The 26,120-nt window shown below is 63.5% G+C and carries 23 protein-coding genes; 12 read left to right on the top strand and 11 right to left on the bottom strand.

Features of this window, described 5'->3' with window-relative positions; genetic code table 11:
- Positions 1-59 precede the first annotated feature (59 nt).
- The 4 genes from J3D46_RS11635 to J3D46_RS11625 all read left to right on the top strand — a co-directional run bounded on the left by J3D46_RS11635 (position 60) and on the right by J3D46_RS11625 (position 4,368).
- Positions 60-1,877 carry a dolichyl-phosphate-mannose--protein mannosyltransferase gene (locus J3D46_RS11635; protein ID WP_253467270.1) on the top strand — a complete coding sequence of 606 codons (1,818 nt, stop codon included), beginning with the start codon at positions 60-62 and terminating at the stop codon, positions 1,875-1,877.
- 10 nt (positions 1,878-1,887) lie between these two features.
- Positions 1,888-3,720 carry a long-chain fatty acid--CoA ligase gene (locus tag J3D46_RS11630; protein WP_253467268.1) on the top strand — a complete coding sequence of 611 codons (1,833 nt, stop codon included), beginning with the start codon at positions 1,888-1,890 and terminating at the stop codon, positions 3,718-3,720.
- Between the two features lie 156 nt (positions 3,721-3,876).
- Positions 3,877-4,008 (top strand): hypothetical protein, encoded by a 132-nt coding sequence (locus tag J3D46_RS24955; RefSeq protein ID WP_256491218.1) that lies wholly within the window; start codon positions 3,877-3,879, stop codon positions 4,006-4,008.
- 12 nt (positions 4,009-4,020) lie between these two features.
- The gene (locus tag J3D46_RS11625; protein ID WP_253467266.1) at positions 4,021-4,368 is read left to right on the top strand and encodes a hypothetical protein; all 348 of its coding nucleotides are present in this window, start codon (positions 4,021-4,023) and stop codon (positions 4,366-4,368) included.
- Here the strand turns inward: J3D46_RS11625 and J3D46_RS11620 are convergent.
- Both J3D46_RS11620 and J3D46_RS11615 read right to left on the bottom strand, forming a co-directional pair.
- A complete protein-coding gene (locus J3D46_RS11620) occupies positions 4,365-5,522 on the bottom strand; it encodes a TIGR01906 family membrane protein (RefSeq protein WP_253467264.1) in 1,158 nt (385 codons plus the stop codon). The genes J3D46_RS11625 and J3D46_RS11620 overlap by 4 nt on opposite strands.
- Before the next feature lie 141 nt (positions 5,523-5,663).
- Positions 5,664-6,656, bottom strand: a complete 993-nt coding sequence (locus tag J3D46_RS11615) for a stage II sporulation protein M (protein ID WP_231338726.1) — start codon at positions 6,654-6,656, stop codon at positions 5,664-5,666.
- A 106-nt stretch (positions 6,657-6,762) separates the two neighbouring features.
- Here J3D46_RS11615 and J3D46_RS11610 point away from each other — a divergent pair, with 106 nt between their 5' ends.
- Positions 6,763-7,569: an RDD family protein gene (locus J3D46_RS11610; RefSeq protein WP_253467262.1), complete on the top strand. Its 807-nt coding sequence runs from the start codon at positions 6,763-6,765 to the stop codon at positions 7,567-7,569.
- A 27-nt stretch (positions 7,570-7,596) separates the two neighbouring features.
- Here J3D46_RS11610 and J3D46_RS11605 read toward each other — a convergent pair whose 3' ends face one another.
- The 5 genes from J3D46_RS11605 to J3D46_RS11585 all read right to left on the bottom strand — a co-directional run bounded on the left by J3D46_RS11605 (position 7,597) and on the right by J3D46_RS11585 (position 12,241).
- Positions 7,597-8,448, bottom strand: a complete 852-nt coding sequence (locus J3D46_RS11605) for a pentapeptide repeat-containing protein (protein WP_253467260.1) — start codon at positions 8,446-8,448, stop codon at positions 7,597-7,599.
- 187 nt (positions 8,449-8,635) lie between these two features.
- The gene (locus J3D46_RS11600) at positions 8,636-9,856 is read right to left on the bottom strand and encodes an Ig-like domain-containing protein (RefSeq protein WP_231338729.1); all 1,221 of its coding nucleotides are present in this window, start codon (positions 9,854-9,856) and stop codon (positions 8,636-8,638) included.
- Positions 9,857-9,974: 118 nt separating this feature from the next.
- A complete protein-coding gene (gene ahcY / locus J3D46_RS11595; RefSeq protein ID WP_253467258.1) occupies positions 9,975-11,453 on the bottom strand; it encodes an adenosylhomocysteinase in 1,479 nt (492 codons plus the stop codon).
- A gap of 48 nt (positions 11,454-11,501) precedes the next feature.
- Entirely contained in the window at positions 11,502-11,720 is a 219-nt protein-coding gene (locus J3D46_RS11590; RefSeq protein WP_159697912.1) for a Trm112 family protein, read from the bottom strand.
- A 143-nt stretch (positions 11,721-11,863) separates the two neighbouring features.
- Positions 11,864-12,241 carry a DUF3499 domain-containing protein gene (locus J3D46_RS11585; protein ID WP_200846699.1) on the bottom strand — a complete coding sequence of 126 codons (378 nt, stop codon included), beginning with the start codon at positions 12,239-12,241 and terminating at the stop codon, positions 11,864-11,866.
- A gap of 144 nt (positions 12,242-12,385) precedes the next feature.
- On the opposite strand from J3D46_RS11585, the gene J3D46_RS11580 reads away from it, so the two are divergent.
- The gene (locus tag J3D46_RS11580) at positions 12,386-12,904 is read left to right on the top strand and encodes a metallopeptidase family protein (RefSeq protein ID WP_231338732.1); all 519 of its coding nucleotides are present in this window, start codon (positions 12,386-12,388) and stop codon (positions 12,902-12,904) included.
- A gap of 54 nt (positions 12,905-12,958) precedes the next feature.
- On the opposite strand, the gene J3D46_RS11575 is transcribed toward J3D46_RS11580, so the two are convergent.
- The 3 genes from J3D46_RS11575 to J3D46_RS11565 are packed head-to-tail and all read right to left on the bottom strand — an operon-like array spanning position 12,959 to position 18,517.
- Positions 12,959-14,596, bottom strand: a complete 1,638-nt coding sequence (locus J3D46_RS11575; RefSeq protein ID WP_253467256.1) for a DUF5719 family protein — start codon at positions 14,594-14,596, stop codon at positions 12,959-12,961.
- Positions 14,589-17,942, bottom strand: coding sequence for a glycosyltransferase (locus J3D46_RS11570; RefSeq protein ID WP_253467253.1), 3,354 nt, complete (start codon positions 17,940-17,942; stop codon positions 14,589-14,591). Before J3D46_RS11570 ends, J3D46_RS11575 begins: the two co-directional genes overlap by 8 nt.
- A 29-nt stretch (positions 17,943-17,971) precedes the next feature.
- The gene (locus tag J3D46_RS11565) at positions 17,972-18,517 is read right to left on the bottom strand and encodes a WhiB family transcriptional regulator (protein WP_159697921.1); all 546 of its coding nucleotides are present in this window, start codon (positions 18,515-18,517) and stop codon (positions 17,972-17,974) included.
- A 378-nt stretch (positions 18,518-18,895) separates the two neighbouring features.
- Between J3D46_RS11565 and J3D46_RS11560 the strand changes: the two genes are divergently transcribed.
- Positions 18,896-19,591, top strand: coding sequence for a TIGR03089 family protein (locus tag J3D46_RS11560; RefSeq protein ID WP_231338736.1), 696 nt, complete (start codon positions 18,896-18,898; stop codon positions 19,589-19,591).
- Here the strand turns inward: J3D46_RS11560 and J3D46_RS11555 are convergent.
- The gene (locus tag J3D46_RS11555; RefSeq protein WP_231338737.1) at positions 19,578-20,147 is read right to left on the bottom strand and encodes a GtrA family protein; all 570 of its coding nucleotides are present in this window, start codon (positions 20,145-20,147) and stop codon (positions 19,578-19,580) included. The genes J3D46_RS11560 and J3D46_RS11555 overlap by 14 nt on opposite strands.
- 179 nt (positions 20,148-20,326) lie before the next feature.
- Here J3D46_RS11555 and J3D46_RS11550 point away from each other — a divergent pair, with 179 nt between their 5' ends.
- The 5 genes from J3D46_RS11550 to J3D46_RS11530 are packed head-to-tail and all read left to right on the top strand — an operon-like array spanning position 20,327 to position 25,953.
- Positions 20,327-21,514, top strand: a complete 1,188-nt coding sequence (locus J3D46_RS11550; protein ID WP_308292025.1) for a 5-(carboxyamino)imidazole ribonucleotide synthase — start codon at positions 20,327-20,329, stop codon at positions 21,512-21,514.
- Complete coding sequence (gene purE, locus J3D46_RS11545) at positions 21,511-22,074, top strand: 5-(carboxyamino)imidazole ribonucleotide mutase (RefSeq protein ID WP_231338738.1); 564 nt, start codon at positions 21,511-21,513, stop codon at positions 22,072-22,074. The genes J3D46_RS11550 and purE overlap by 4 nt, the downstream gene beginning before the upstream one ends.
- 20 nt (positions 22,075-22,094) lie before the next feature.
- Positions 22,095-23,711, top strand: coding sequence for an LCP family protein (locus J3D46_RS11540; RefSeq protein ID WP_253469207.1), 1,617 nt, complete (start codon positions 22,095-22,097; stop codon positions 23,709-23,711).
- 52 nt (positions 23,712-23,763) lie between these two features.
- Positions 23,764-25,014 carry a mannose-6-phosphate isomerase, class I gene (manA, locus tag J3D46_RS11535; RefSeq protein ID WP_253467250.1) on the top strand — a complete coding sequence of 417 codons (1,251 nt, stop codon included), beginning with the start codon at positions 23,764-23,766 and terminating at the stop codon, positions 25,012-25,014.
- Between the two features lie 3 nt (positions 25,015-25,017).
- Positions 25,018-25,953 (top strand): peptidoglycan bridge formation glycyltransferase FemA/FemB family protein, encoded by a 936-nt coding sequence (locus J3D46_RS11530; protein ID WP_253467247.1) that lies wholly within the window; start codon positions 25,018-25,020, stop codon positions 25,951-25,953.
- The last annotated feature ends 167 nt before the right edge of the window (positions 25,954-26,120 follow it).

Here is a 26,120-nt window from a genome sequence, read left to right as displayed (position 1 = left end):
CGCCGTCCTCAACGCCGCACCTCAACGCTGCAGCAAGGATGGAAAGGTAGCATGGGCGGGTGAACCAGTCGCCCGTTCCTGCCACCACTTCCGGAACTCCTGTGGCGTCCCCCGCAACCGCCGGAGCCGGTGACACGGGCGTTGTGGACAGCATCGATCAGCCCGGCGCCCGGACCAGACGGGACGCATCGCGGTCCCGCCTGAGCACGTCTGTGGACGACAACCCGGGCAGTCCCCTGCCGGGCCGGGGGCTGGAACGCCACCCCTGGATCGTCCGGCCAGCCGAGGCCTACACGGCCCAAGCCCTGAGAGAGCGCCTGATCGGCGGGATCCAAAGCTGGCGCGATTACCCGGCCACCTTGCGTTTGTGGTTCTGGCTGATCCCCACCATCACCGCGGTCCTGGGCGGGATTCTCCGCTTCTTCCGGCTGGACGCCCCGCACAGCCTGGTCTTCGATGAGACGTATTACGTCAAGGATGCTTACTCCTACCTGGTGAGCGGCTACGAACGCAGCTGGCCCGCCAATGCCAACGACTCCTTCAATGCCGGCAACCCGAACGTCCTGCTCAACACACCGGAGTATGTGGTCCACCCGCCGGTCGGCAAATGGATGATCACCTTCGGGATGTGGCTGTTCGGCGGAGACAATCCCTTCGGCTGGCGCTTTAGCGCGGCGCTGACGGGGACCCTGACCGTGTTCCTTGTCTCACTCATTGCCCTGAAGCTGTTCCGTTCGCACACCCTCGGCGCCGTTGCCGGGCTCCTGCTCGCCATTGATGGCCACCATTTGGTGCTGTCCCGGACAGCATTGCTGGACGTCTTCCTGGCGTTCTGGATCCTCGCCGCGTTCGGCGCCCTGCTGTTGGACCGCGACGACGGCCGCCGTCGTCTCGCTTCCCGGCTCGCCGCGCAGGCGGCTGCTTCGCCGGGCGGTCGCCCAACACCCACCCAGCTGGTGGCAGGTCCTTGGCTCGGTATGCGCTGGTGGCGTCTGGTTGCCGGGATCTGCATGGGTTTGGCAGTGGGAACCAAATGGTCCGCGCTGTTCTTCGTGGCTGCCTTTGGCCTGATGACTGTGCTGTGGGACCTGAGCGCCCGGCGCATTTCCGGCATCCGCAGTTGGTTCAGTGCCGGCATCATCAAGGACGGGTTGTTGGCGTTCGTGACCATCATTCCGGTCGCCGCCGTCACGTATGCGGCAACCTGGACGGGCTGGTTCCTGTCGAAGGACGCCTACTACCGGCAGTGGGCGGCCACCAATCCCGCACCCGGATGGGATTGGCTGCCCAACTCCGTGCGGTCCCTTGCGCATTACCACCTTGAGGCCTACAAGTTCCACCAAGGACTGAGCTCGGACCACCCCTATGAGTCCAGCCCCTGGACCTGGCTCGTCATGGGCCGGCCTACGTCGTTCTTCTACCAGGCCCCCAAGCAGGGCACCGCGGGCTGCGTCGTTGAAACCTGTTCCTCGGCCATCCTGCCGGTGGGCAACCCGGTGGTGTGGTGGGGCGGGACCATTGCCTTGGTCATCCTGCTGTTCTGGTGGGCGGGCCGCCGGGATTGGCGCGCAGGTGCCATCCTTGCCGGAGTCGCCGCCGGATACCTTCCGTGGTTCATGTACCCGGAACGGACCATGTTCATCTTCTATGCGGTGTCCTTCGAGCCGTTCCTTGTCCTCGGCCTGACGTACGTGCTGGGGTTGGCCCTGGGCCGCAGCAGCGATCCTCCGTGGCGGCGGCGGTCCGGGCTCTACGTGGTGGGCCTGGTGCTGATTTTGGCTGTCCTGGCGACTGCGTTCTTCTATTCGGTGCTGACCGCGGAAGTGATCAGCTACGAAGAATGGCGGATGAGAATGTGGATGCCATCGTGGATCTAGGAGGCAAGCAGTGAGGGAAGCCAGCACAGACCTTCTGGTCGAGGCCGACCCGAACACCAACGTGACGGACCTCCTCCTGGAACGCTGCGCCAAGGACCCGTTCGGCATCCTGTACGCGCACAAGACGGCCAACGGCTGGCTGAATGTTTCCGCAGCAAGGTTCCTCGCCGATGTCACTGCCCTGGCCAAGGGACTGATTGCCGGTGGCCTCAACCCCGGCGACCCCGTAGCAGTGCTCTCCCGTTCAAGCTTCGAATGGACGCTGGTTGATTTCGCCATTTGGATGGCCGGCGGAGTGACTGTGCCCATCTACGAGACGTCGTCGGCAAGCCAGATCGAATGGATCCTGGCCGATTCCGGTGCCCGGCGCATCTTTGTCGAGGACATCGCCAAAGCCGATCTCGTGCACGCCGTGGTAAACCGGTCCACGGCCCTCGGAGACGATCCCGTGGCGATCGTGCGGATGGAGCACGACGGCGACGCCCCCAACCTGACCAGCGTCTCCGCCGTCGGAGTCGGCATCATGGACGCAGAGCTGGAGCGCCAGCGCAGTGCCGCAAACCTGGCCGACATCGCCTCGATCGTCTACACCTCCGGAACCACCGGCAAGCCCAAGGGCTGCGAAATAACCCATGGCAACTTTGTCCTGGTGGCACGGAACGTCATCCCGTTCCTCCCCGAACTGCTCATGCAGCAGGGCGCCCGGACGCTGATGTTCCTGCCTCTGGCGCACGTCCTTGCCAGGGCGGTCCAGGTGGTTTGCCTCACGGCAGGCATCACACTCGGTCATAGTGCCGGCGCCAGCGGACTCATGGCAGACCTCAGTACGTTCAAGCCCACTTTCCTGCTGGCCGTGCCCCGCATCTTCGAGAAGGTCTACGCCGGCGCCGGCCACAAAGCCGCTATGAGCGGAAAGTCGGCGCTCTTCTCCGCAGCTTCGGCAACCGCTGTGGATTATTCGACGGCGGTGGATCGCGCCTCCCGTGGCCAGGGGCAGGGGCCGGGTTGGCTGCTGGAAATGAAGCATCGTGCGTTCAACAAACTCCTGTATCCCAAGGTGAGGGAGATCTTTGGCGGGAACGTCGGCTACACGGTGTCGGGAGCCAGTCCCCTGAGCCTCCGTGACAACCATTTCTTCCATGGCGCGGGTGTTCCCGTGCTGGAGGGCTACGGACTGACAGAGACCACTGCGCCGTGCACAGTGAACACCCCCAGCATGTCGCGTATCGGTACCGTCGGGATCCCCCTTCCCGGCACCACCGTCCGGGTGGCACACGACGGTGAGGTTCTGGTCAAGGGTATCGGCGTTTTCAAGGGGTATCACCGCAATGAGGCAGCCAACGAGGCTGCGTTTGTTGATGGCTTTTTCCGTACCGGCGACCTCGGCGAACTGGACGACGACGGCTTCCTGACCATCACCGGCCGCAAGAAGGACCTCCTGGTCACTGCAGGTGGCAAGAACGTGGCCCCCGCACCTTTGGAGGAGAAGCTCCGCGAGCACCCTCTGGTGGGCCAGGCAGTGGTGGTGGGCGATGGCCGGCCGTTTATCGGGGCACTGGTGAGCCTGGACGCCGAGGGCCTTGCCGATTGGTGCGCGGAGAACAAGGTGGATGCCTTGTCACTCGAGGACGCAGCCCGGGACGACCGGGTAAACGCCGCCGTGCAGTCGGCGGTGGACGAGGCCAACAAGCTCGTGTCCGCCGCTGAATCGATCAAGAAGTTTGCATTCCTTACGGCTGAGCTCAGCGTCGAATCCGGGCATTTGACGCCTTCGCTCAAACTGAAGCGGGCCGCCGTGGTTGGCGATTTCCCGTCGGTTGTGGAGAAGCTCTACGAAAAGTAGCGGCACCACCTAGACCGCCGCGATACACCACCTGGCACAACCAAATCAGCACCTAGTTCGGCCCACATCGCCACCTATTTTGGGCAATGTCCCCCTAGGTGCCGCTGTTGTCCCCCTAGCGTTTTCCTCAACAACCAAACGTTCAAAGGGGAACCCATGGCAGATCCATCACGCATACCACTACCCGCGCTCTACTACTCGCGTGTCCGGTCTACCTTGGTACCGCGAATCGTGGGTTTCACGATGATTGCGCTCGGCCCGGTGCTGTTCGTGCTGATCGTCCTGTAGAACACGCCGGAAGTGCTCTTCGCACCCCTGGTCACCACCGCAGCTGGTTCATTCATCGCCTTCATGACCGTCACGGTCAAGGTCGACCCGCAGAACGTCGTAATCGCCTTCTGCGACATCTTCAAACGAACTCTACCGAGGGATGAAATCGCGACGGTGACCACCGACGAGGCGGCCGGCCCCAGCGGGTACGGGCTCCGATACATGGGGCCCGGCATGGTCGGGTACCTCGCCGGCGGTCCCGAGATCAATATCGAGTTGAAAAACGGCAAGACCGTCATCGCCAGCACAGACCATCCCGGGCGCCTTGTCGATCTCCTGGCCCGCGGGAGTGGTCCCCGGAGAAGCCGGTGCGGCTAGCGCTTAATGTCCGCTGGTTCGTTGCTGACGCTTTCCGCATCATCCGCATCAGCGTCATCGCCTGAAGCATCGGCTTCGTCAACCGCTGTGCCCGCACCCCGACGCTGCTTGGTGGGCCACGTGAAGATGAACGTCACCGTAGCCACGAGGAACACCAACGCGCCGATGACGATGCCCGCGTCGATCCAGAACTGTCCCGGGAAGAGCCGGATGAGGGTGTCCTCCAGCGAGAACGTCCACGTCCCGTTGGCGAAGAAGATCCGGTGGAACTCGGTGAAGAATTGCTGCCAGCTCAGTGCTGCCAGGACAGCGAGGCCAATGATGATGACCAGGGTGACGATGGAGCCTGCAAAGAGGCCGCGACGGATCCCGCCGTTACTGCGCTTACGCAGGTACAGGATGGCGATGATGCTGAGGATGATGAGCAGCAGGCCGGCACCGAAGGACGACAAAATGACCAGCTTGACGTCGGCCATGTGCGCCACTTCGCTGTCCTTGAACAGCTTGGCACCGTCCTGGTTGACCAAGCCACCCAAGTACCGCGGACCGGCCCAGTTGCTCAGGTAATCCACGGCGTACGAGCCGTACGTCATGCGGTCGTCAGTGCTGAAACCGTAGCCGTCTCCGGGAAAACCAGGGCGGTTGTACTCCACCCACAGGAACAGGGGGCTGGTGACCGCCCGGACGGCGAGCACCAGGAGGATCACCGGATAGAAGACGGCCAACAGCACCTGGAAAACCCGTGGGCCGATCGGTTTCACCTTGGCGGCTTGCTCCCGCTCTGCGTTGCGTCGGGCCACCTCGTCTTCCGGCGGACGGACCTGAAGGGCCGACGTCGGCAAGGGTTCCGAATAGTGCGACGGCTGTTTGTCAGTGGAGCCACCAGCGAGCGTGTCAGCGAACAGCGGAGGTTCCGGCTCGGCGTCGGCCGCTTCTGCAGCCTTACGGTCAGCGCGGCTTTCGGGCTGACCGCCGGCGGGCGTCTCAGTTTCCGACGTCGCGGTCGTGGTGGCGGCCGGCGTCGCTGTAGTAGCAGGAGCTGCGCCGGAAGCAGTGCCGGAGGCCTTCGGCTTCATCCAGTCGAAGGCCGGTTCGTTGGGGTCCTCATGGACGTCCGTGTCCGGTTCTTGTGGTTTCTGGCTCTTGTCGCTCACAGCGGGTTTCACTTCCGTAGGCATCCACCGGCGATTGGGGTGCTGCCGGCTCTCTTGTCTGCATTCGAGCCTACCGCCCGGCTTTACACAGACACGCGGTGCCACCCCGGCTGCGACCAGATCGAAACGTAACTGTAAGGTCTACGCGGCGATGCTGCGATACCCGGCGTCGTGGGCATCCAGGTCACCGGTGACACCTGCGCGGGCTGCCCGCCCACCGAGGACCAGGGTGTAGACCCAATAACCAGCCAAAACCAGCGCGCCAATGGTGATCTTGGCCCACACAGGCAACGCACTCGGCGTCACGAAGCCCTCCACTATCCCGGAAATGAGCAGGACGAGCACCAACCCGAGGGCAACTGTCATCAAAGACCGTCCTTCATCGGCCACAGCCTGGAGCCGCGTCCTGGGACCGGGCCGCACCATGGCCCAGAAAATCTTGAGCCCCGCCGCGCAGGCAATGAACACCGCGGTGAGTTCCATCAGGCCGTGCGGAAGGATGTAGCTGAAGAAGATATCCATCTTTCCCGTTGCCAGGAAAAGCCCTGCGGCGACTCCCAGGCTTTGTGCGTTCATGAACAGGATGAACGGCACCCAGAACCCGGTGACTCCAAACGCCACAGCCTGAGCGGAAATCCAGGCGTTGTTCGTCCACACAGCGCCTGCGAACGAGGCAGCGGGATTCTCCGAGTAGTAGTCAATGAAGTCCTCCTCCACGTACTGCTGCACTTTTGCGTCACTGGCTACGGCCCTCAACGCATCCGGTGACGTGCCGATCCACAGGGCATAGGCGCCCGCTACCAGCACGAAGGCAAGCCCGCACCAAAGGGTGAGCCAGCGGATTCGGTAGAACGCCGCGGGCAAGGAAATAACGAAGAACCGTGCCAGGTCCTCCATGAAGTTCGAGCGCGCGCCCGTGAACCGTGTCCGGGCCTGCGCCAGTGCAGCAGACAGTGATGCCGACAAGCCGCTCTCCGGGGCCACGGAGCGAATCAGGGACAGATGTCCGGACACCGTTTGGTACAGCCTCAGCAGTTCATCCGCTTCGGCTCCCGTGAGCCGGCGCTTGTGCGCAAGGAAATGAAGCCGGGACCACTTGTCCCCCTGCACGGCCGAGAAGGCGTCAATGTCCACGGCACCACCCTAGCGCCTGTGCCACCCACCGGGTCAGTGCCGCGGCTAGACTCATTGGTGCGGGCACGCCGTGGGCCCGCCGCGTTTGCGAAGCATGGGGGCGGGTATGAGTTCAATCATCACCGGCGAGGCAGTGGTCCTGGAGTTGCGCCCGGCCTCCTTCGCTGCCCGTGCCCTGGGGCTCATCCTTGATGTCATCTCCCAGGTCATCCTCGCGATACTGCTCATCATCCTCATCGGCGCCGCCTCCCAGGACCTCGATGACGCCGCCATCCAGGCATTGGTCCTCAGCAGCATCGTATTCTCTGTCGTGATCGTGCCCGTCGCCGTGGAGACCCTCACCCGAGGACGGTCCCTGGGAAAACTCGCCACAGGACTTCGCATCGTTCGCGACGACGGCGGGTCCATCCGATTCCGCCACGCCCTCATCCGTGGCCTCCTCGGCTTCCTGGAGATCTACATGACGTTCGGTGGCCTGGCCATCGGAGTAGCGCTTTTCAACGACAAGTCCAAGCGCCTGGGCGACATCGTCGCCGGTACTTACTCGCTCCGTCAGCGTGTTCCCTCCAAGCCACGGATCATGCCCGTGGCACCCCACTACCTTCAGGCCTGGGTAGCCATGGCTGACATCGGCAGGGTCCCCGATGCCACCGCGCGCAGGGCAGGAACGTTTGTGCAGCAGGCCTACCTCATGGCCCCGGCATCGCGCGTGAACATGGCGGCATCCTTGGCGTCCGAACTCGCAGGGTACGTCGCCCCTCCCCCTCCCCCAGGCACCATCCCCGAGGACTACATCGGGGCAGTCCTCGGGGAACGGCGCAACCGCGAACTCGCCCGTCTGCGCCAAGCGGAGCAGCGGAATGCGACTGTCGGGGAACGACTCAGGAAGCTGCCGTTCAGCCACGAGTCCTAGCTCTGGTGCGGCTGTTACCAGCCAAAATCACCACTGGGCCGGTCTGGTAAGTCGTGGGGGTAGGAGGGTTGTGGCATCGCCTTCGGCGGCGTTGATTTGCGGTTGGGTGAGGTATAGGGCCTTGGAGAGGTCTGTGCCGTGGAGTTGCGCTCCGCGAAGATCTGCTCCCAGAAGGTCAACGGCTGTGAGGTCGCTGTTCCTGAGGTTTGCTCCGATCAGGTAGGCACTGCGGAGGTCTGCTCCGCAGAGACGCCGGTTGGCAAGGTTGGCTCCCATGAGGTCTCTGCTGCCCAAGTCCGCGCTGGCCGATTCACCGTCCCGGTGAGGGCCGCCGTCGAACGTCTGCTTGTCCTCGGCACCGTAGGAGGCGCGCAGTTCTTCGCTGACCTCCATCAGGAGGGTCCGCACCTCTCCATGCAAGGTTTCGACGTCGGTGGCCAGCACCGCGGGGGCGTTGCCTTGGGCGATGGTTGCTATGTGCCCGGACAAGTGATCCGCTGCCGATGCGAGGTCCGGATCGAAGGTTCGTTGACTGGCTTCGGCCAAGTACCAGAGCATCTCGTGAAGTTGCCTGACTACTTTGAATACGGCGAACATCGAGGACCTTGACGCGGGGTCTTGAGTCCAACTGGTGCCCGAGAAGGTGTGCTGGGAAACCACCTGGCCCGCGCCGAAGCAATCAAAAACCGTGCAGCCGCGGAACCCCCGCGACACCAGGCGTTGATGGATCGAGCAGGAAAAATCGTCCGCCATGTTCGGGCATGCCGTGGCCGCTGGCTTGTCGATGGCGAAGTCAGCCGAGCGGGCGAATCCCAGAGCGGTGCAGCAAAGCGCAAAGCAACTGCCGCAGTCCGGGCGAAGGGTTGGTGAAAGAGTCATGGGTGCTCCAAAGGGTGAAAAGGGGTCCGGTGGAAGGAGCCGGGGAACCCGCAAACGGGTTCCCCGCAGGGACACCCGGAATCACCACTGAGGGCAGCACCAAATGGAGGGCCAACGCATGGTCGGCACGTGAAGTGTGGGTCAAAGAGCGCAGGAAATAATCACTGCAACAATCCTAGCCTCGGGACTACCGCTGGGCGTAGCTCGCCCACGGGATGTTCCAGTCCCCGAAGCCTTCCAATGGTTCCACCGCAGGAGCCCCGGTGTTCAGGATCTGGACAACGTCGCCGGTCTTCATGTTGTTGAAGAACCATGCGGCATCGTCCGGCAGCAGGCCGACGCATCCATGCGAGACGTTGACCCGGCCAATGGCCCCCCAAGCGGATTCAAGGGCTTGGTGGACGTAGACGCCGGACCACGTCAGGCGGTTGGCATAATCCACCACCATCGGCGCATAGTAGCCCTTGTCCCCCGGCTTAAGGCCGATACTGCCGGCGTTGAAGTTGGATTTGCGCTCCTGCTCCAGGATCACGGCATAGCCCGTGGGAGAAAGCCAGTCCTCGCCACCCAGGGATACTGGAGCGGTGTGGACCAGTTGTCCGTCGGAGTACACGTTCATGGTCTTGGTGGTGTCATCCACCACAGCCACGCGCTGGGGGCCGGTGGTGAACGTGGAAACCACATCCGCGTTGCCGATCATCTTGTTTCCGAAGTCGACGCCCAGGAGTTTCATGTCGACGGTGACGGTGGTACCCGAAGCCCAGAAAGCTTCAGGGCGGATCCGCACCTTCTTATCGGAGTACCAATGCCAGGCCACAGGTTGGCCGGAGGAAACGGTGATGGCAACCCGCTTCTCCATGGCCGCCTTGTCCACCACAGGCTCACTGAAGTTGATCTCGATGGGCTGCCCGGAACCCGCTGTAGTGCCGTTGCGGGGGTAAACGGACGCGTCGGCCTCGTAGGCCGCGGAAACCGTGGTAAAAGTCTGGGTCTTTTTGGTTTCCTTCCCGGCGGTATCCACCACGGTGAAGGAATAGCTGTACTGGGTCTTGAACTTCAGGACTTCCACGGTGGACCACGTGGTCCCGTCAGGACTGATCTTGCCCTGCACTGGCACACCACCATCGGCTGGTGCCAGCACCACGTCCTTGACCTTGCCGTTGACCGCCTTGATCTGTGGGCCCACCACGGGGTTCCACTCAATCGCTCCGTCCAGCGGCGTGATGCCCAACTCCACGGGTTTGGCCTCCACCGTGGGAGTCGGCGACGGCGCGGCCCCACCAAGCTGGGTACCACCGGCCAGCAGCCCGGGCACCGTTGCGACCCCAATTCCGCCCACGGCAATAGCGGCGCAGATCCCTACGATGGCAAGGATCTTGCCCGTTTTCCGTTTGGCGACTTCCGTCATGGTTCCCGTCTTCCTGTCCCCCGGCAAGCAATACTGAACACCCAATTCTAGCCGAAAGGCCGGCCACGCTGGTCGCGTGTCCGGCCTTTCGCCATCGATTTGGATGACGCAGCGTTGCTTAGTAGCGGTAGTGCTCCGGCTTGTAAGGTCCGGCAACGTCAAGGTCCAGGTAATCCGCCTGGTCCTTGCTCAGTTCGGTCAGTTCCACGCCCAGTGCGTCCAGGTGCAGTCGTGCGACCTTCTCGTCCAGGATCTTGGGAAGCACGTAAACCTGCTTGCCGTATTCGCGTTCGCCCGCGGGCTGGTCCTTCTTGGTCCAGAGTTCGATCTGCGCGATCGTCTGGTTGGCGAAGGAGTTGCTCATCACGAAGGACGGGTGGCCCGTGGCGTTGCCCAGGTTCAGCAACCGGCCCTCGGACAAGACGATGATGGACCGCTCCGAGCCCGTGCCGGCCTCGAAGACCCACTCGTGGACCTGTGGTTTGATCTCCACTTTCTTGACACCGGGAATCTTTGCGAGCCCGGCAATGTCGATCTCGTTATCGAAGTGCCCGATGTTGCCAACGATCGCTTTGTTCTTCATGCCCAGCATGTGCTCGGCCATGATGACGTCCTTGTTGCCCGTGGTGGTGATGAAGATGTCACCTTGTGCGAGCACCGATTCAAGCTTGGCCACCTGGTAACCGTCCATCGCGGCCTGCAAGGCGCAAATGGGGTCGATTTCCGTAACGATGACGCGCGAGCCCTGGCCGCGCAGTGCCTCCGCTGCGCCCTTGCCCACATCGCCATAACCGCACACGACGGCCACTTTGCCGCCCATGAGGACGTCCGTGGCGCGGTTGATGCCGTCCGGCAGGGAGTGGCGAATGCCGTATTTGTTGTCGAACTTGCTCTTGGTGACGGAGTCGTTGACGTTGATGGCCGGGAAGAGCAGCTTGCCCTGCTCGGCGAGCTGGTAGAGGCGGTGCACACCGGTAGTGGTTTCCTCGGTGACGCCCTCGATGCGGGCAGCCAGGCGCTTCCACTTCTGCGGATCGGCAGCGAGGGTCCGGCGGAGGAGGTCCAGGATGAGGACGTATTCCTCGGGATCTTCTCCCGTCGCGGTGGGCACTGCTCCTGCGGCTTCGAATTCGACGCCCTTGTGCAGCAGCAGCGTGGCGTCGCCGCCGTCGTCGAGAATCATGTTGGGGCCGAGCTCCGGATTGGTCTCAGCGCCCGGCCAGGTGAGGATCTGCTCGGCAGTCCACCAGTACTCCTCCAGCGTTTCGCCCTTCCAAGCGAAGACGGGAACACCCTGGGGGTTTTCCGGCGTGCCTTTGCCGACCACGACGGCGGCAGCAGCTTCATCCTGGGTGGAGAAGATGTTGCACGAAGCCCAGCGGACCTCAGCACCCAGTGCGGTGAGGGTCTCAATGAGGACGGCAGTCTGGACCGTCATGTGCAGGGAACCCGCGATCCTCGCACCCTTGAGCGGCTGCGAGGCGCCAAACTCAGCCCGAAGGGACATGAGGCCCGGCATTTCATGCTCGGCAAGGCGGATCTGGTGGCGGCCTGCCTCCGCAAGGGTAATGTCAGCCACTTTGAAGTCAAAAGTCATGGAAATCCTTAGGGGTACCGTGCGGTTTTGATGAAGAAGAAAGTGCGTCTATGCCTTGGAATCGTGCTGGCCGGAGGTGGCAGCATTGGCCGCGGCAAGCAGCTCCGGAGGCAGGAGCAGCGGGATGCCATCCTCAATCGCGTAGCGGAGCTTTTCACCGTCCGCTGCGGCGGAGGTGGAGACCAGCTCCTCGCCCTCCTGGACCAACGCTGAACCCGTCACGGGGCAGCGCAGGATGGACAACAGTTCAGGACTGACCTTTGGCATGAATGATGCTCCCTGGGTGGCGCCTGCATGGCGCCGCTGGCGGACTTATCTGCAGATTCCAGACTACCGCGCAGGATCAGCCGGTTTGGAGCACGGCGACGAATTGCGTCCCGACGCCAGGATCCGGCAAAGAGGACTGCCCGTCAGGACGGTTCGCGGAGGATCCGCAGGTGGCCGCGACGGGTTCCTTCGACGCCGGCAGGCGGTTCCATCTGCGCGTGGTTGTGCCGGGCAGGCGACTCAGGTGCTGCCGAGGCTGCCTCGCGGACGGCGTTGGCAAGGGCCAGCAGGTCATCAGGGCCGGGCTCGGGCGGGGTTGCGGGCATCGCCAGGCGCAGGACTTCCCAGCCCCGCGGAACCGTCAGGCTTCCGGCGTGCTGGGAGCAGAGGTCGTAGGCGTGGGGTTCGGCATACGTCGCGAGAGGACCCAGGACGGCGGTCGACTCGGCGTACACGTACGTCAAAGTGGCCACCGCGGACTGGCGGCAGGCTGATCTTGAACATTGACGAATAGCACCCACAACATCCCAGATTAGCGCCAATTGGCACCTGCACTGCGCATTGGGGCCCCCGCGCCCTCCACGGACACCGATGAGTGCCACCAGCTCCGGCGCGGTGCATGCCATGATGTCGCGCTGGCGGTTCCTCGGTACTAAAGTCGATATATGCAGTCACAGCCACATGTTCCCGGGTTCAACATCCGGTGGACTGACGCCGATGGCGATCAGGCGGGGGAACACGCCGGTACAGGTGTTCGCGGCTTCCGGCAGCGCCGGCGCAACCGCCACGGGCGGGGACTGCGGGGCGAATTGATGCTCGCCAACCTGCCTGGTTTCCGAACCCGGTCAGAGCGGTTCGACGATATGGTGCTGGACTCCGCCGAGCGGCTCCAGGACATGTGGGGCAAACAGCTCGACGGCGTGCTCTTTGCCGTTGATGAAATCCCGCCCCATCTGGAACAGCTGGTCGCCACTGGAAACTCTGCCCCCATGGGCTCATATACGCCCGGCGGCCGTGGCGAAGCGCCCATGATCACCGTTTACCGCCGGGTGGTGGAGCAAGGCTCCAACACCCGTGAGGAACTGCAGGACCTGGTCCATGATGTCGTGGTCGAGTACACCGCCGAAATGCTGGGCGTGCCGCCGGAAACACTCGATCCCGTGTACCGCCGCCGGTATCAATAACCCTGTATCAATAACGACGGCGGCAGGCGGCTTTCGCTGCCCGCCCACCCCGGGCTAGTACCCCACCGAGACCGGGACCTTCTCAAGTCCCGCCGCTGCGTCCTGGATTGCCACGACGGAAACGTCCGCACGGCCCTGTTTGCCCAGGATCAAGGCCCCATAAATCGGGTCGCCGGAAGCTGAGACCACATACCCTGCTATCGGCGAGTCTCCGGACTTTGCAGGGAGCTCTATCAACGACGTGGTCCCACCGGACATATCGACGTCAACTGCCTTGCCCACCGCACCGTTGGCGGTCACTGGAGCGTAGCTGATAGTGCCGCGGCCCTCGGGCACACCAAAACTCAGGAACCTCTGGCCGTCCCGTGGAACAGCTACCAGATGCTGGCTTCCCAGGCGGGCCGAGGCCGGAGACCACGCGAAATCGGTGGCTTCCTCGGCTTTGGCGCCCCGCGTGACGCGGGCCGATGCCACGAATGCCACGTCCGAGCTCGCCTTGACGGTGTAGGTTCCGGCCGGAATTCCTTCCAGGTTCAGCGTGGCAACTGATCCGCCCTTGACCGTCACCACTCCCCCGCTGGGAAGCTTTCGTTCACCATTGGCACCGTACAGGCTCACCTGCACCACGGCGTCGGTGGAACCGGGAACGGCGATTTGGAGGGCCGGTACAGCGTCAGCGAAACCTGATTTACCGGCCAATGCCTTGGTGGCGGCCGGGTCCTGGATATCTACCCCGGACATCACCTGCAGGTTTGAGGGGCCGTCTCCCGGCGAAAGATACTCAACGCCACCGGGAGCGAGTCCTCGCAGCACGCTCTGCTGGATGGTCCCGGAAACAGGGCCGCCTGTGCTGCGGACGTGGACAGCAAGCTGGGATTCGCTCGGAGCGAGCCCCGCAAGGTTTATTGAGCGGGTGGTTCCGGGAGCTACCAGGAGGCCACGCGCGCCTGGTGCCTGGATCTGGCCTTCGTACCCGAAGAGGTCGAGGTTGACTGTCGCAGGAGTCTCCGAGGCGTTGCTCAGGTTCAGGACGGACGTGCGGCCCACTGCGGTGTTGGCGCCCAGGAGCCACGCATCGTTACCTGGCGGCTGGCATTGGGCCGTGGCCAGGCCGCGGAGGTCGCCATCTGTTGCGGCATAGCTGAGATGGGCGGCCATGGATGCCTGCTCATTACCCAGGGGATCCGCGCCTACTACTGTCGGAGAGCTCACGGGGGAAATAGAGGCAACACCTGCTGCCAGCACTGGCGGACCGGACGTTGGCGTAGGAGTGCTGGTGGGGGCCTTGGCGATCTCAGCCACCGCGTCGCCTCCCAGCGACGTCACCTTGCTTCCGGGAACCGTTCCGGCCGGATTGCTCAGCACCACAGCGTTGAGGGCACTGGTTGCGGTGGTGGAGACAGGGCTGAAGTCCGCGTCCGTTCCCACGACGGTGCCGTTGACCAGCCTTGCAGGCTCGGGGCAGACACCCAGGGACCGCCCTGCAGGGACATCAGCCTGCCGGACATCCATAGTGGTACCTCCGGAAGGCTGGGGCACCATCGAGGTCGCGGCAACAGCACCTCCGCCTGCGGCCAGGATGACCACTGCGGAGAGGACGCCTGTAATGACGCCTTTGTTGGAGCTTCGGGAGCCCTTGGGAGAGCTGCGGGACGCTTTATGGTCGACCGGCGGCTTCTGGTCGTCAGACACTGCTGTACTCCTTACGGAGGGAGACTTCATCCCTCGACATGCCGGTTCGGGTGCGGCGCGCTGGCATCGGAATGGCCAACAGGACCGTCAATCCGATCACCACGGCCTGCAGGATTCCGAACAACAGGGCCCAAGGGTTCGTGTACCGGATTTCCAGCTCACCACCACTGGCCGGAAGTTCGAAGGCCTGCGACCAGCCGGATGTGGTGGCCTTAAGTTGGCGGCCGTCGATCCATGCTGTCCAGCCGGGATCGGACCGTTCGGCCAGGACAACCTGGCGGCCTTCGTCGCCGGCCGGCACGGCAGCATCCACGGACACTTCCCCGGACGGCAGGTTTCCTACTGTTTCGCCCTTGGAATCCACGATTCGAACGCGGTGGGCAGTATCCGCGGCGGTAGCTGCAGGCTGGTTCTTCGGCGTGACACGCCACAGCCACCCGGCGTCGGTCTGGCCGACGGCAACGAGGCCGGGGACGGCGTCGATCCTGCTGGCTGTCAGCTGTGCCGCGTTGTCCGCGGCCTTGAGGACTACGAATCCGGCGCCGAGTTGTTCCAAGTCCGCGCGGGGGTCCACACCGGTGCTGGCCACAATGGTGGCCACGGCACGGCGGAGGGATGCGGTGGCAGCGTCGTCGGCGGCCGTTTCTTCGCGGCCCGGCGCCCCGATGATGGTCCGGGCGGAGGCAATAGTGGACAGACTGTCCAGGGTCGTGCCCGCGCCGCGCATCAGCGATGACGTGAAGGCACCCTGCTCACCGCTGGTGATAACCAGGGTCCGGGTACGTTCAGGTCCCTGGCCACGGTCCACCGCGGTGGCCGGCAAAGTAGCTGAGTCCACCGGCCACACCTGGCGTGGGGAGCCGAGGGACGACGTCGGCCTGGTAGCGTCCGGTGCCGCTGTCGCCCCGGGTGCTGGGGACGGCTGAAGGACATTCTGTACTGCCCATGCGCCCATGCCGGCCAAGGGCCCGGCGACGAGGAGAGCCAAGGCCAGTCCGGACGCGATGGGCCGCAGCGGCAGTCGTCGACGTTGCGAATCAGTCATCCGGCGGGGAGCGGCAAAGATCTTATCGGCACCGATGACGGCAGCCCCGAGCAGCAACATGCCCGCCGCCGATACGGCCGGACCGGTAAAGGGTCCCACAATGACGTTGTTGTTCACGCCCGTGGCGACATGACCCACCAGCCATCCGCTTGCCAAAATGGTCAACGCTGCCAGCCAGAAGACCCTGGCCAGGGCGGTGCGCTTGCCGGGCAGGAACAATGCCGCAACGGCGAGTATCAGGACCGGCGCGCTGACCAACAGGGCGAGCAGCAGTGCCCAGGGCATGGCTCCGGGACCAAAGAGCGTCAGGCCGGTCAGTCCTGCGTCGACGTCAAAAGCCAGCGGCTGGCCCAGCAGTTGTTGCCACAGCGGTGCTGCCTCGAAGGTGAGCGGCACGCCGGGATCAGCGAGCAAGGCACGGGGCCTGTCCAATACGGAGATTCCGTACGGCAGGAACAAAGCTACGGTGGGAAGAAGCGACCACCAGAGGGTCTTGCCGCGTTGTCCGAGGATGACGGCGGCCAGGATCACCGCAACGGCAATCGGGCCCAACAGGGACGGTGCCGAGGCAGTCACAATGGCCATTACCAGTCCCCCGGCTGCCGCGGCTGTCCAGGACGGTGTCCCGTTGATGCCCGGTTTTCCAAGGATCGGAGCCGGACGCCTGCTGAGTGACGTTACTGCGTGCGAACGTCCTTGGCCGATGGCAGATCCTGAGGCGCGCAGCAGGGCAAGCAGCAGCAATGGCATCATGACGTGTGCAACCAGGGCTCCCGCGCGGCCCTCGTTGATCGCGATCAGCAGTGCCGGCGCGGCGGACCAAGCCAGGGCCGCCACCGTCCGGAAACGGCGCTTGGCAGTCAACGCACCCGCGGCAAACCACGCGCCGACAGCGGACAGTGGCATGGCAAGGATCAACAACCAGGCCATGGCCGAATCGCCGTCTCCGCCGCCAACGAAGGACAGCAGCCACAACACATAGCCGAACGGATCGCCATGCCCGGGCAGTCCTGCTCCAAGGGATATCCACCAAGTGGAGGCGTTGCCCCAAATGTCAGCCGGCGATGCCGCCAGAGGAAGCAGCCCGCCACCGGCAACTGTGCCGGAACGGACCAGTCCGAGCAGTCCAACCAGTGCGGCGGCCAGGGCAAGCAAGGCGGCTGCAACTGCCCCTGTACCCACCCATCCACGTTCGTTTGTTGCCAGCGCCGCAAAGTCGTCCGCGGCATCTCCGCTTGGTTCGGGAGCCAGCAGGTCCGAGACAGCGGAAGTTTCTTCACTCGGACGGATCGCTTCCAGCAATGACCGCCTGTTGGCCCGGACCTCGCGTGTGGACGTCTGCAGGCCCCTGACCACGGAGCGGTGAACGCGGCGTGTCCTGGCCGCGATGCGGCGGCCCCTGCCAATGGCCAAAGGCCGCATCAAGGCCGCAACAGTTGCGGTGAACTGGGAGAAGCCATAGCCCGGTTCCTTGACCAGGATGCTCAACACCAGGCGAACCATCGCACCGAACAAAGCCCCGACAGCTTGGAACGGCACGTTCCACCACGGCGTGTGCTTGAGCCGCATATGGATCTGGGCTTTGCGCGCGGCGGAGGAAGTCCCCAAACCATGCGGGCGGTGCTCGACGTGGAACATGCGGGCGCTCGGTACGACCACGACCCTGTTGCCCGCAAGCCAGTTGCGCCAGCAGAAATCCACGTCATCGCCGCTACCGGGCAGGGCAGGGTCAAAGCCCTGCAGCTGTTCCCAGACATCGAGGCGGACCAACATGCCGGCGGAATTCACGGCGAAGGTGTCCGTGCGGGCATCGTATTGGCCTTGGTCGACTTCGTCCGCGTCGATCAATGTCAGGCGCTCAGCCCAGCGGCTGGTGGAGAGTCCTACGTCCACCAGATGCCGCTCGTTGTCCCAACCGAGCTGCTTGCATCCGGCAACAGTGACTGAAGGGGCCCGTTCCACGGCGTGGAGAAGCTCCGCCAAGGCGTCCGGTGCCGGCGCAGCGTCGTCATGAAGAAGCCATAGCCACTTGACCGGGCCGGTTTCAGTTCCGTTGCCGTCCTTGTCCCTGCCGCTCTCCGGAGCCAGCTCCTGCAGCCCTGCCTGGATGGCGGCGCCAAAGCCGGACTTCGCTTGCTGGAAGGTGGTGACCTTGTCCTGGCTGAAAGCTTCACGGAGCAAGTCCAGCGAGTTGTCTGTGGAACCTGTATCAATGCCAATGGCGGCATCTGCCGAACGCGTCTGGTTCGACAGTGCCGCCAGTGTCCTGGGGAGATAGTTGCCGCCATCGTGGGAAACCACGACGGCGGTAACATGAACTTCCTTGAGAATTAGACCGCTCGCTTCCTTAGCCGACGACGTTCCCGCTCAGAGAGTCCGCCCCAAATACCGAACCGCTCGTCATTGGCGAGGGCGTACTCCAAGCACTGCGAACGGACGTTGCACGCTCCGCAGACCTTTTTGGCATCCCTGGTTGATCCACCCTTTTCGGGGAAGAAGGCTTCCGGATCGGTCTGCGCGCACAGCGCATCAGTCTGCCAACCAAGTTCGCCTTCGTCATCGAAATCGCCTTGGCCGGGAAGGCCGATCCACACGGGCTGCCCCGGCGTCTCAAGCGGACGACGCAACTCCATGGGAGGGTCATCCACATCTTCGTCCGGCCCAGCGGGCAGGTCACCGATCAGCGCTTCGTGTGCGGCCAGGAGGGCAGTTGCCTGATCCTCCAAAGAGTCCTGCACATTCTGGTTGTATCGGTCTGCCGCTTCCGGGTCCGCTGGGTCGACGTACCAATCCCCCGGTACTTCCCGCGAACGGTATTTCACCGACGCATGTTCTGCGACGACTGCATCTTCCTGGATACGCAACGCTTGCCCCATGGCGTCCCTCCTGATTTTGCAGCTGCTGCTTGGATGTATTTCCGATTCCCGGCGACGTTCCGGTCCTCTGTGCAGCGGCGTTTGATTACTAATTACACGCGTGTAACTACCCACCAGTCAAGCCGCGCCGCGATAATAATCAAGAATCCGTAGAAACGTGGGATGCGCCACGCCCAACATTTTTGGCGGCGTCGCCGCATCTACCCGCGGCAAATGGGAGCCCCGCATCGATTTACGTGAACTTTCATTGAATTTCCGCGGAAAACAACAGAGCCAGCCCGGAGCCCCCACCGATTGGACAAAATCGCATGTGGCGCAATTCACAATCGTCGTGCCAACCCCAAGGACGGCGCGGGATCACCGTGGCAAGATTGACGCATGAGCATCCCGGCAGTGAACCTGATGACCACCCTGCGATCCGGACATTCAACGTCACCACGACTCACTTGGTACGGTCCCGACTCCGAACGGGTAGAGCTCTCCGGCCGGGTCCTGGATAACTGGGTAGCCAAGACCAGCAATCTCCTGCAGGACGAACTGGACGCCGAACCCGGAATGGCAATCCGGCTGGACCTGCCGGCGCACTGGAAGTCCTTTGTCTGGGCATTGGCGGCGTGGCAGCTCGGGATGGAAGTGGTCTTCGATGAGACCTCGGCGGATCTTCTGGTCACAGACAAGCCCAACGACGACGCCGGGGCAGGCTTCGACGCTGTCGTCGCCGTACCGCTCGCGGCACTGGCGATGCGCTGGCCGGGAGAGCTGCCATCCGGCGTCGTGGATTACGCGGCGGAAGTCCGCTCCCATGGCGATGTCTTCATGGCGCACAGTGACCCTGGGGCGGAGCTGCCGGCAGTGCGGGGCGCATCAGCGCTCACGCACGAAGCCCTCATCGACGGTTTTGCCGGTGCGCAGGAACCCGGCGTGCGCCTTCTGGTACGTGCCGCCGAAGGCTTGGAGCCCTGCCTTGCAGCGTCGTTGGGTGCCTGGAAGGAAGATGGCTCAGTAGTGTTGGTCCACCCGGACCTGGAAGTCACCGGGCACCTGCTGGAGAACGAGCGCGTCAGCCGTTCTTGATTGAGGGGAACTCGCCGGTGGCCGGGTTCGCAGCACCGCTTTCCGCGCCGGCCTTGGCCTTGTGGTGAAGCTCGATGATCTCGTGGTCGTGTGAGAATTCCGGCTCGGCATCCAATTCTTCGTTGAACACCCAGAACCGGTATGCGAAGAAGCGGAAGATAGTGCCCAGGATGAGCCCCACGACGCTGCCGGCGATGAACAGCGAAGGCTTGTCATTGAGGTCCAGGACGTATTTGGCGAACCAAACGCACCCTGATGCAATCAGGAGGCCCACGAGGTTCATGACGGCAAAAAGCACGGCTTCACGGACGACGTTGGCCTGTTTGCGGTGGCGGAAGGTCCAGAAACGGTTTGCGACCCAGGAGAAAACACTGGCAACAATCGTTGCAATGGCTTTTGCCCACACTTCGCTGCCGTGCATCGGACCGGAGAAAAGCCAGATGAAAACGGCCGAGTCAATGACAAAAGCAACACCGCCGACGGCGCCGAACTTTGCTACCTCACGCCAAAAAAGCGAGGCAAGTCCGCGGATGCGATCTGCAAGTGTGGTGATCATGACCCTCCATGGCCGTTGAAAAGTGGGCCGATGGGCCAAACCCATTTTAGCGCCGATTTCCAAGCGCTGCCTTTGGGTGGGCTGTGAGAACGCCGATACTGGCGCTTCACGCCGCAAAAAACCGGCCCGGAGGACGGCAGAATCAGTGATCCTGCCACCGGTTCGGTAGGCTGAACATTGTGACTTTTCCAGTAATTGGCGTTGTTGGCGGCGGCCAGCTCGCACGAATGATGGCCCCGCCCGCTACCGCCCTGGGCTTCGAACTCCGTGTTTTGGCCGAGGGTGAGGACGTTTCGGCTGTAGCCGCAGTGGCCACAGCCCCGATCGGTGACTACAAGGACCTGGACGCTCTCCTCGAGTTTTCCAAGGGCCTGGACGTGCTGACCTTCGACCACGAGCACGTTCCCACGGAACACCTGCAGGCCCTGCTGGATGCCGGCGTTAACGTCCAGCCCGGACCTGATGCCTTGGTCAATGCCCAGGACAAGCTGGTCATGAGGGCTGCGATCGACCGGCTCGGCCTTCCCAACCCGGAGTGGTCAGCAGTCAACACCGTTGAAGAGCTCGTGGCCTTCGGCGAAAGGATCGGCTGGCCCGTCGTCTTGAAGACGCCCCGCGGTGGCTATGACGGCAAGGGAGTCAGGATCGTTGACTCCCCGGACGAAGCCTTGGAAACTGCCGACTGGTTCCAGGCAATGAGCCCCCTGCTGGCAGAAGCCAAGGTGGACTTCAGCCGCGAGCTCTCCGCCCTGGTGGCCCGCACGCCCAGCGGCGAGTCCCGTGCCTGGCCCGTGGTCCACACCATCCAGGTGGACGGGGTGTGCGACGAAGTCATCGCACCGGCCCAGAACATTCCCCTTGAGGTGGCAGCTGCCGCCGAAGAAGCTGCGCTGCGCATCGCCAACGAGCTTGGCGTCACGGGTGTCATGGCTGCAGAGCTGTTTGAAACCCCGGGTGTCGGAGCAGGCTTCCTGATCAACGAACTTGCCATGCGCCCGCACAACACTGGTCACTGGACGCAGGACGGTTCCATCACCAGCCAGTTCGAACAGCACCTTCGGGCTGTGCTGGACCTCCCGCTCGGTGCTACCGACGCGTTGGCCCCGGTAGTAGTCATGAAGAACTTCCTTGGCGGCGAAAACCAGGACCTCTTCAAGGCCTTCCCCATGGCTTTGGCCTACGAACCGGCAGCGAAGGTCCACTCCTACGGCAAGTCCGTTCGCCCCGGCCGCAAGATCGGCCACGTCAACCTTGTCGGCAGCTCGGTTTCCGACGTCGACTCCGTCCGCCAGCGCGCCACAGCCGTTGCAGACATCATCCGTGACGGCCGCATGCCGGCGCAGACTACCTCCGAGGAGACCGCATGACGTCAGAATCAACAGCCCCGCTGGTTGGGCTCGTGATGGGTTCGGATTCCGATTGGCCGGTCATGGAGGCCGCCGCGGACGCCTTGGCCGAGTTCGGCATCCCCTTCGAAGCGGACGTCGTTTCGGCACACCGCATGCCCACGGAAATGATCCGTTACGGCCAGACAGCCCATGAACGTGGTCTCCGGGTCATCATCGCCGGCGCCGGGGGCGCAGCCCACCTCCCCGGCATGCTTGCCTCAGTCACCCCCCTTCCCGTGATTGGCGTTCCGGTCCCCCTGAAGACCCTGGACGGTATGGATTCCCTCCTGTCCATCGTGCAGATGCCCGCCGGCGTACCGGTGGCCACGGTCTCCATCGCAGGCGCCCGTAATGCTGGTCTCCTGGCCGTGCGCGTCCTGGCCTCCGGAACGGATGAACTTGCCTCAAAGCTCCGGTCGGACCTGCTCACGTTTGCCCAGGAACTGAACGACGTCGCCACCAAGAAGGGTGAAAACCTTCGGCGCAAAGTAGAAGAAGTCTTCTCTCCCGCCAACGCCTCAGCCCGGAGCTCCCGCTAGGAAGGCAGCGGTTGACTACCATGCACAAGACCTCGAATCAGCCCGGTTCCGCCCTGACTGATCCTGTCCGCTATCCGTCCGGCGCAAGCGCCCCGGTACGGACCAAACGCGCCTTCGTGCTGGTCCTGCTCACCCTCTTCATCCCCGGCAGCGCCCAGATCGTTGCCGGGGACCGGAAACTTGGCCGGGTGGCGCTGCGCATCACGCTCACCGTGTGGGCATTGGCGCTGCTGACCCTCTTCATTGCCTTGGTCAACCGCACCATGCTGCTCAGCATCGTCACCCACCCCGTCGGATCCCTCATCATCATCGTGGTCCTGGTGGCGTTGGCTTTGGGCTGGGCTTACCTGTTCCTCAACACTTTGCGGATTATCAGGCCGACGCTCCTGGCACCGGGAATGCGGCCGATCATTGCCGTGGTGGTGGCAGTCTCCACCATCCTCGCCAGCGGATCGTTAGGCTACATCGCCTACGTCCTGAACGTGAGCCGCAACGCCATCGGCAGCATCTTCAATGCCGGTCCGGCCATCGATCCCGTGGACGGACGCTACAACTTCCTCATGATGGGTGGCGACGCCGGGGACGACAGGACGGGCCGGCGCCCGGACAGCCTCTCCGTTATCAGCGTCGACGCAAAAACGGGCGAGAGTGCCATCATCTCCGTCCCACGCAACCTCCAGAATGCCCAGTTCAGCGAGGGCTCGCCCATGCGCGAGGTTTATCCCGAGGGCTACAACTGCGGCGACGAATGCCTCATCAATGCCGTCAACACCGAGGTCACCAACAATTATCAAGACCTCTACCCCGGCGTTGCCGATCCCGGCGCGCAGGCCACGCTGGAAGCGGTGTCAGGCACCTTGGGCATCACCGTCCAGGCTTACGTCCTGGTGGACATGGACGGGTTCGCCAAGCTCATCGACGCGATGGGTGGAATCCGCATCAAGGCCGGCGGGTGGGTTCCCATCAGTGGTCCCGTCACGGATGAGGCCAACGGAATCCACGGCATGCCCGATGGCTGGATCCCCGCCGGCGACCAGCACCTGGATGGCTTCCATGCCCTTTGGTATGGCCGTTCCCGCGAGTTCGTGGACGACTACGCCCGCATTGCGCGCCAGCAGTGCGTGCAGCAGGCCATGCTCAAGCAACTTGATCCGGCCACCCTGCTGACCAAGTTCGAGGACATCGCCAATGCCGGGACCAAGGTGGTGGATTCCAATATTTCTTCCAATCAGCTGGGCAGTTTCGTGGACCTGGCGCTGAAGTCGAAGAACCAGCCCGTCAAGCGCCTGACCATCGGGCCTCCGGACTTTGATACGTCGTTCTCCACCGTGCCGGACTTCGACCTGATCCACTCCAAGGTCCAGGAAGTCCTGGCGTCGTCCAACACGCCCAAGGCGAGTGACGCCGTCGTGTCCTATGACGACGGCGCTGCCGGTACCGTCATGGCCGCCGGTCCGGTTGCCGGGCTCAATCCCGCAAGCCAGTTGCCGTCGCCGTCAGCGGATTTCACGCCGGTAACCACCACACCGGACGGCACGCCGATCACCATCGAATTGTTGAACGGCCTCAAGGCCCAGGGCGACGAGCAGGGCATCCGTGACCTCGTCGCCACCAACGGACAGTGCGCACCGCTGTAAGCTTGCAGGTCCGTTCCACCCACGTTCAGCGCAACGATAAGGACTTTCTTTCGTGTACCAAATTGAGAATGTTTTGCGACCCTACGCGTGGGGTTCGACGACGGCGATCGCAGACTTGCTGGGGCGGCCGGCATCGGGTGGTCCCGAAGCTGAAATGTGGATTGGAGCCCACCCGGACTCCCCCTCCACGGCCATTCACCCCAACGGTGTGACGCAGCCCTTGAATGCGCTCATCGAATCGGATCCCCTGCGCTTCCTCGGTTCCGATAGCCTGGCTGAATTCGGACCACGGTTGCCCTTCCTCGCCAAACTGCTGGCGGCCGAGCAGCCCTTGTCACTCCAGGTGCACCCCAGCCTCGAGCAGGCACGGGAGGGCTTTGCCCGGGAAAACGCAGCGGGAATCCCCTCCGGCGCCGCCGAACGCAATTACCGCGACGACAACCACAAGCCGGAGATGATCTTTGCGTTGACTCCGTTCAAGGCTCTGTGTGGCTTCCGTCCTTCCGCCGGGTCCAAGGCCGTTTTTGAGCATCTTGCCCGCATCCTTGATTCGGCTGCCATCTCTGTTCCTCCCGTTATCACTCATGTCATTTCGGACCTTTCCGCGCCGGACGAGCCCGCTGGCCTGAAGGCCGCCTTCAGCCGCCTCATCGACGGCGGAAGCCAAGTTTCCGACGCGATCAACGAGGTAGTCGCCGTCTTCTCTGCCGGGGCACCACTGGAGCCGCATCGGGAAGCATTGACGGCAATGCTGGACATCAACGAAGCCTTCCCAGAAGACCCCGGGGTCCTCATCTCCCTGCTCCTCAACCACCTGTCCCTGGAGCCCGGTGAAGTGGTGTACCTGCCTGCCGGTAATGTCCACGCCTACCTCCACGGCCTTGGCCTGGAAGTCATGGCTTCCTCCGACAACGTGCTTCGCGGCGGCCTCACGCCCAAGCACGTGGACGTTCCGGAGCTGATGAAGACGGTCCGTTTCGAAGCGCTGGGAGTGCCGCGCATCGAGGCGACCGGAACGGAATTCGGGCAGGAACTGTACCGTCCGCCTTTCAAGGAATTCCAGCTGCAGCGCATTGAGCTTGGCCCGGGCGCCGAGCCTGTGCCGCTGGCACAGAACGGTCCCGCCGTCGTCGTGGTGGTGTCCGGTTCGGTCATGCTCGATTCCCCCAAGAGCGACCTCCTGCTCCAGCGTGGCGCAGCAGCGTTCATCCCCGACGTCGAGGCCCCCGTGAATATCCATCCTGTCCAGGGCGCATCCGATAGCAGCATTGCTTTCGCAGTGACCACAGGGCTGGGGAACTGATTCATGGAGTTTTTCCTGCAAACCCCGGCATGGGCTGCTGTCCAGCGTTCCTTGGGACGCCGTGTCCACGAACAGTCCGGCCCGGGCTGGAGCTTCCTCGCCATTGAGGAAAAGAACCCCGCCGGCAAGGTCATTTATGCGCCCTACGGCCCCGTCGCGGAGTCCGTGGAAGCGTTCGACGCCGCCACAGCGGCTTTGATGTCACTGGCGAAGAAAGAACGTGCGGTCTTCATCCGGATGGAACCTGCGGCCGCAGGTTTCACAGCATCCGACGCCGGTCCTCTCCTCCGCGGGCGCGGCTTCCGGCCGGCGCCGGTCAACCAGCAGCCCGAGCTGAGTTGGATCGTGGACCTGGACGGCGACTTCAAGGACGTCCTGGCCGGCATGAAGCCCACCAACCGGAACCTGTACCGGAACATCCACAAGAAGGGTGTGACGTTCCGGGCCTCCCAGGACCCCGCCGATATTTCCGTGCTCCTGCACTTCCTCCACCTGACCGCTGCCCGTAACGGTTTCAAACCCCAGAGCGATGAATACCTCACGCAAGTGGCCGCATCCCTGCTGCCCTCGGGCGCGGGAACGCTGTTCATCGCAGACCTTGAGGGCGAACCGATCGCCGCAGCCTTCGCCTACGACTCCGCTGACACCCGCGTCTACGCCCACGCAGCCCTGGACGACACCCACCGTAAGCTCAGCGCGGGCATCCCCCTCCTGGTAACGCTCATGGCCGATGCCAAGGAAAAGGGCCTCAAGCACGTGGACCTCTGGGGAGTAGCGCCGGAAGACCAGCCGGACCACAAATGGGCAGGCTTCACGGCGTTCAAGAAGTCCTTCGGTGGCCGCGAAGTCTCCTACCCCGGCACATGGGACCTCCCGGTCAACAAACTCCGCTACGGCGCCTACCAACTGGCCAGAAAGCTCCGCGACAGGCTCCGCTAGGCGATTCCCGCGATCCGCCCGTACCTCCAGCACTAACTTTGGAGCCGGTGGCACTCGGACATGCCGGGGAACCCGGCGTGTCCGAGGAGTTGGAATATCAAAGTAGGTGGTGGCGGCACACCCCCGGCACGGCCCCCCACCCTTTATCAGCGCGAAGCCGAACCCGG

This window comes from Paenarthrobacter sp. A20 (assembly GCF_024168825.1).
Classification (GTDB): Bacteria; Actinomycetota; Actinomycetes; order Actinomycetales; family Micrococcaceae; genus Arthrobacter.
The sequence above is the reverse complement of the archived record's forward strand: the minus strand, read 5'-3'. Positions and strand labels throughout refer to the sequence as shown.

What these genes read in the sequence shown, in the direction of transcription:
- J3D46_RS24955 (WP_256491218.1), top strand. Translation starts at nt 3,877, where the DNA reads ATGGCAGATCCATCACGCATACCACTACCCGCGCTCTACTACTCGCGT.
- J3D46_RS11610 (WP_253467262.1), top strand. Translation starts at nt 6,763, where the DNA reads ATGAGTTCAATCATCACCGGCGAGGCAGTGGTCCTGGAGTTGCGCCCG.
- J3D46_RS11605 (WP_253467260.1), bottom strand. Translation starts at nt 8,448, where the DNA reads ATGACTCTTTCACCAACCCTTCGCCCGGACTGCGGCAGTTGCTTTGCG.
- J3D46_RS11600 (WP_231338729.1), bottom strand. Translation starts at nt 9,856, where the DNA reads ATGACGGAAGTCGCCAAACGGAAAACGGGCAAGATCCTTGCCATCGTA.
- ahcY (WP_253467258.1), bottom strand. Translation starts at nt 11,453, where the DNA reads ATGACTTTTGACTTCAAAGTGGCTGACATTACCCTTGCGGAGGCAGGC.
- J3D46_RS11590 (WP_159697912.1), bottom strand. Translation starts at nt 11,720, where the DNA reads ATGCCAAAGGTCAGTCCTGAACTGTTGTCCATCCTGCGCTGCCCCGTG.
- J3D46_RS11580 (WP_231338732.1), top strand. Translation starts at nt 12,386, where the DNA reads ATGCAGTCACAGCCACATGTTCCCGGGTTCAACATCCGGTGGACTGAC.
- J3D46_RS11565 (WP_159697921.1), bottom strand. Translation starts at nt 18,517, where the DNA reads ATGGGGCAAGCGTTGCGTATCCAGGAAGATGCAGTCGTCGCAGAACAT.
- J3D46_RS11560 (WP_231338736.1), top strand. Translation starts at nt 18,896, where the DNA reads ATGAGCATCCCGGCAGTGAACCTGATGACCACCCTGCGATCCGGACAT.
- J3D46_RS11555 (WP_231338737.1), bottom strand. Translation starts at nt 20,147, where the DNA reads ATGATCACCACACTTGCAGATCGCATCCGCGGACTTGCCTCGCTTTTT.
- purE (WP_231338738.1), top strand. Translation starts at nt 21,511, where the DNA reads ATGACGTCAGAATCAACAGCCCCGCTGGTTGGGCTCGTGATGGGTTCG.
- J3D46_RS11540 (WP_253469207.1), top strand. Translation starts at nt 22,095, where the DNA reads ATGCACAAGACCTCGAATCAGCCCGGTTCCGCCCTGACTGATCCTGTC.
- J3D46_RS11530 (WP_253467247.1), top strand. Translation starts at nt 25,018, where the DNA reads ATGGAGTTTTTCCTGCAAACCCCGGCATGGGCTGCTGTCCAGCGTTCC.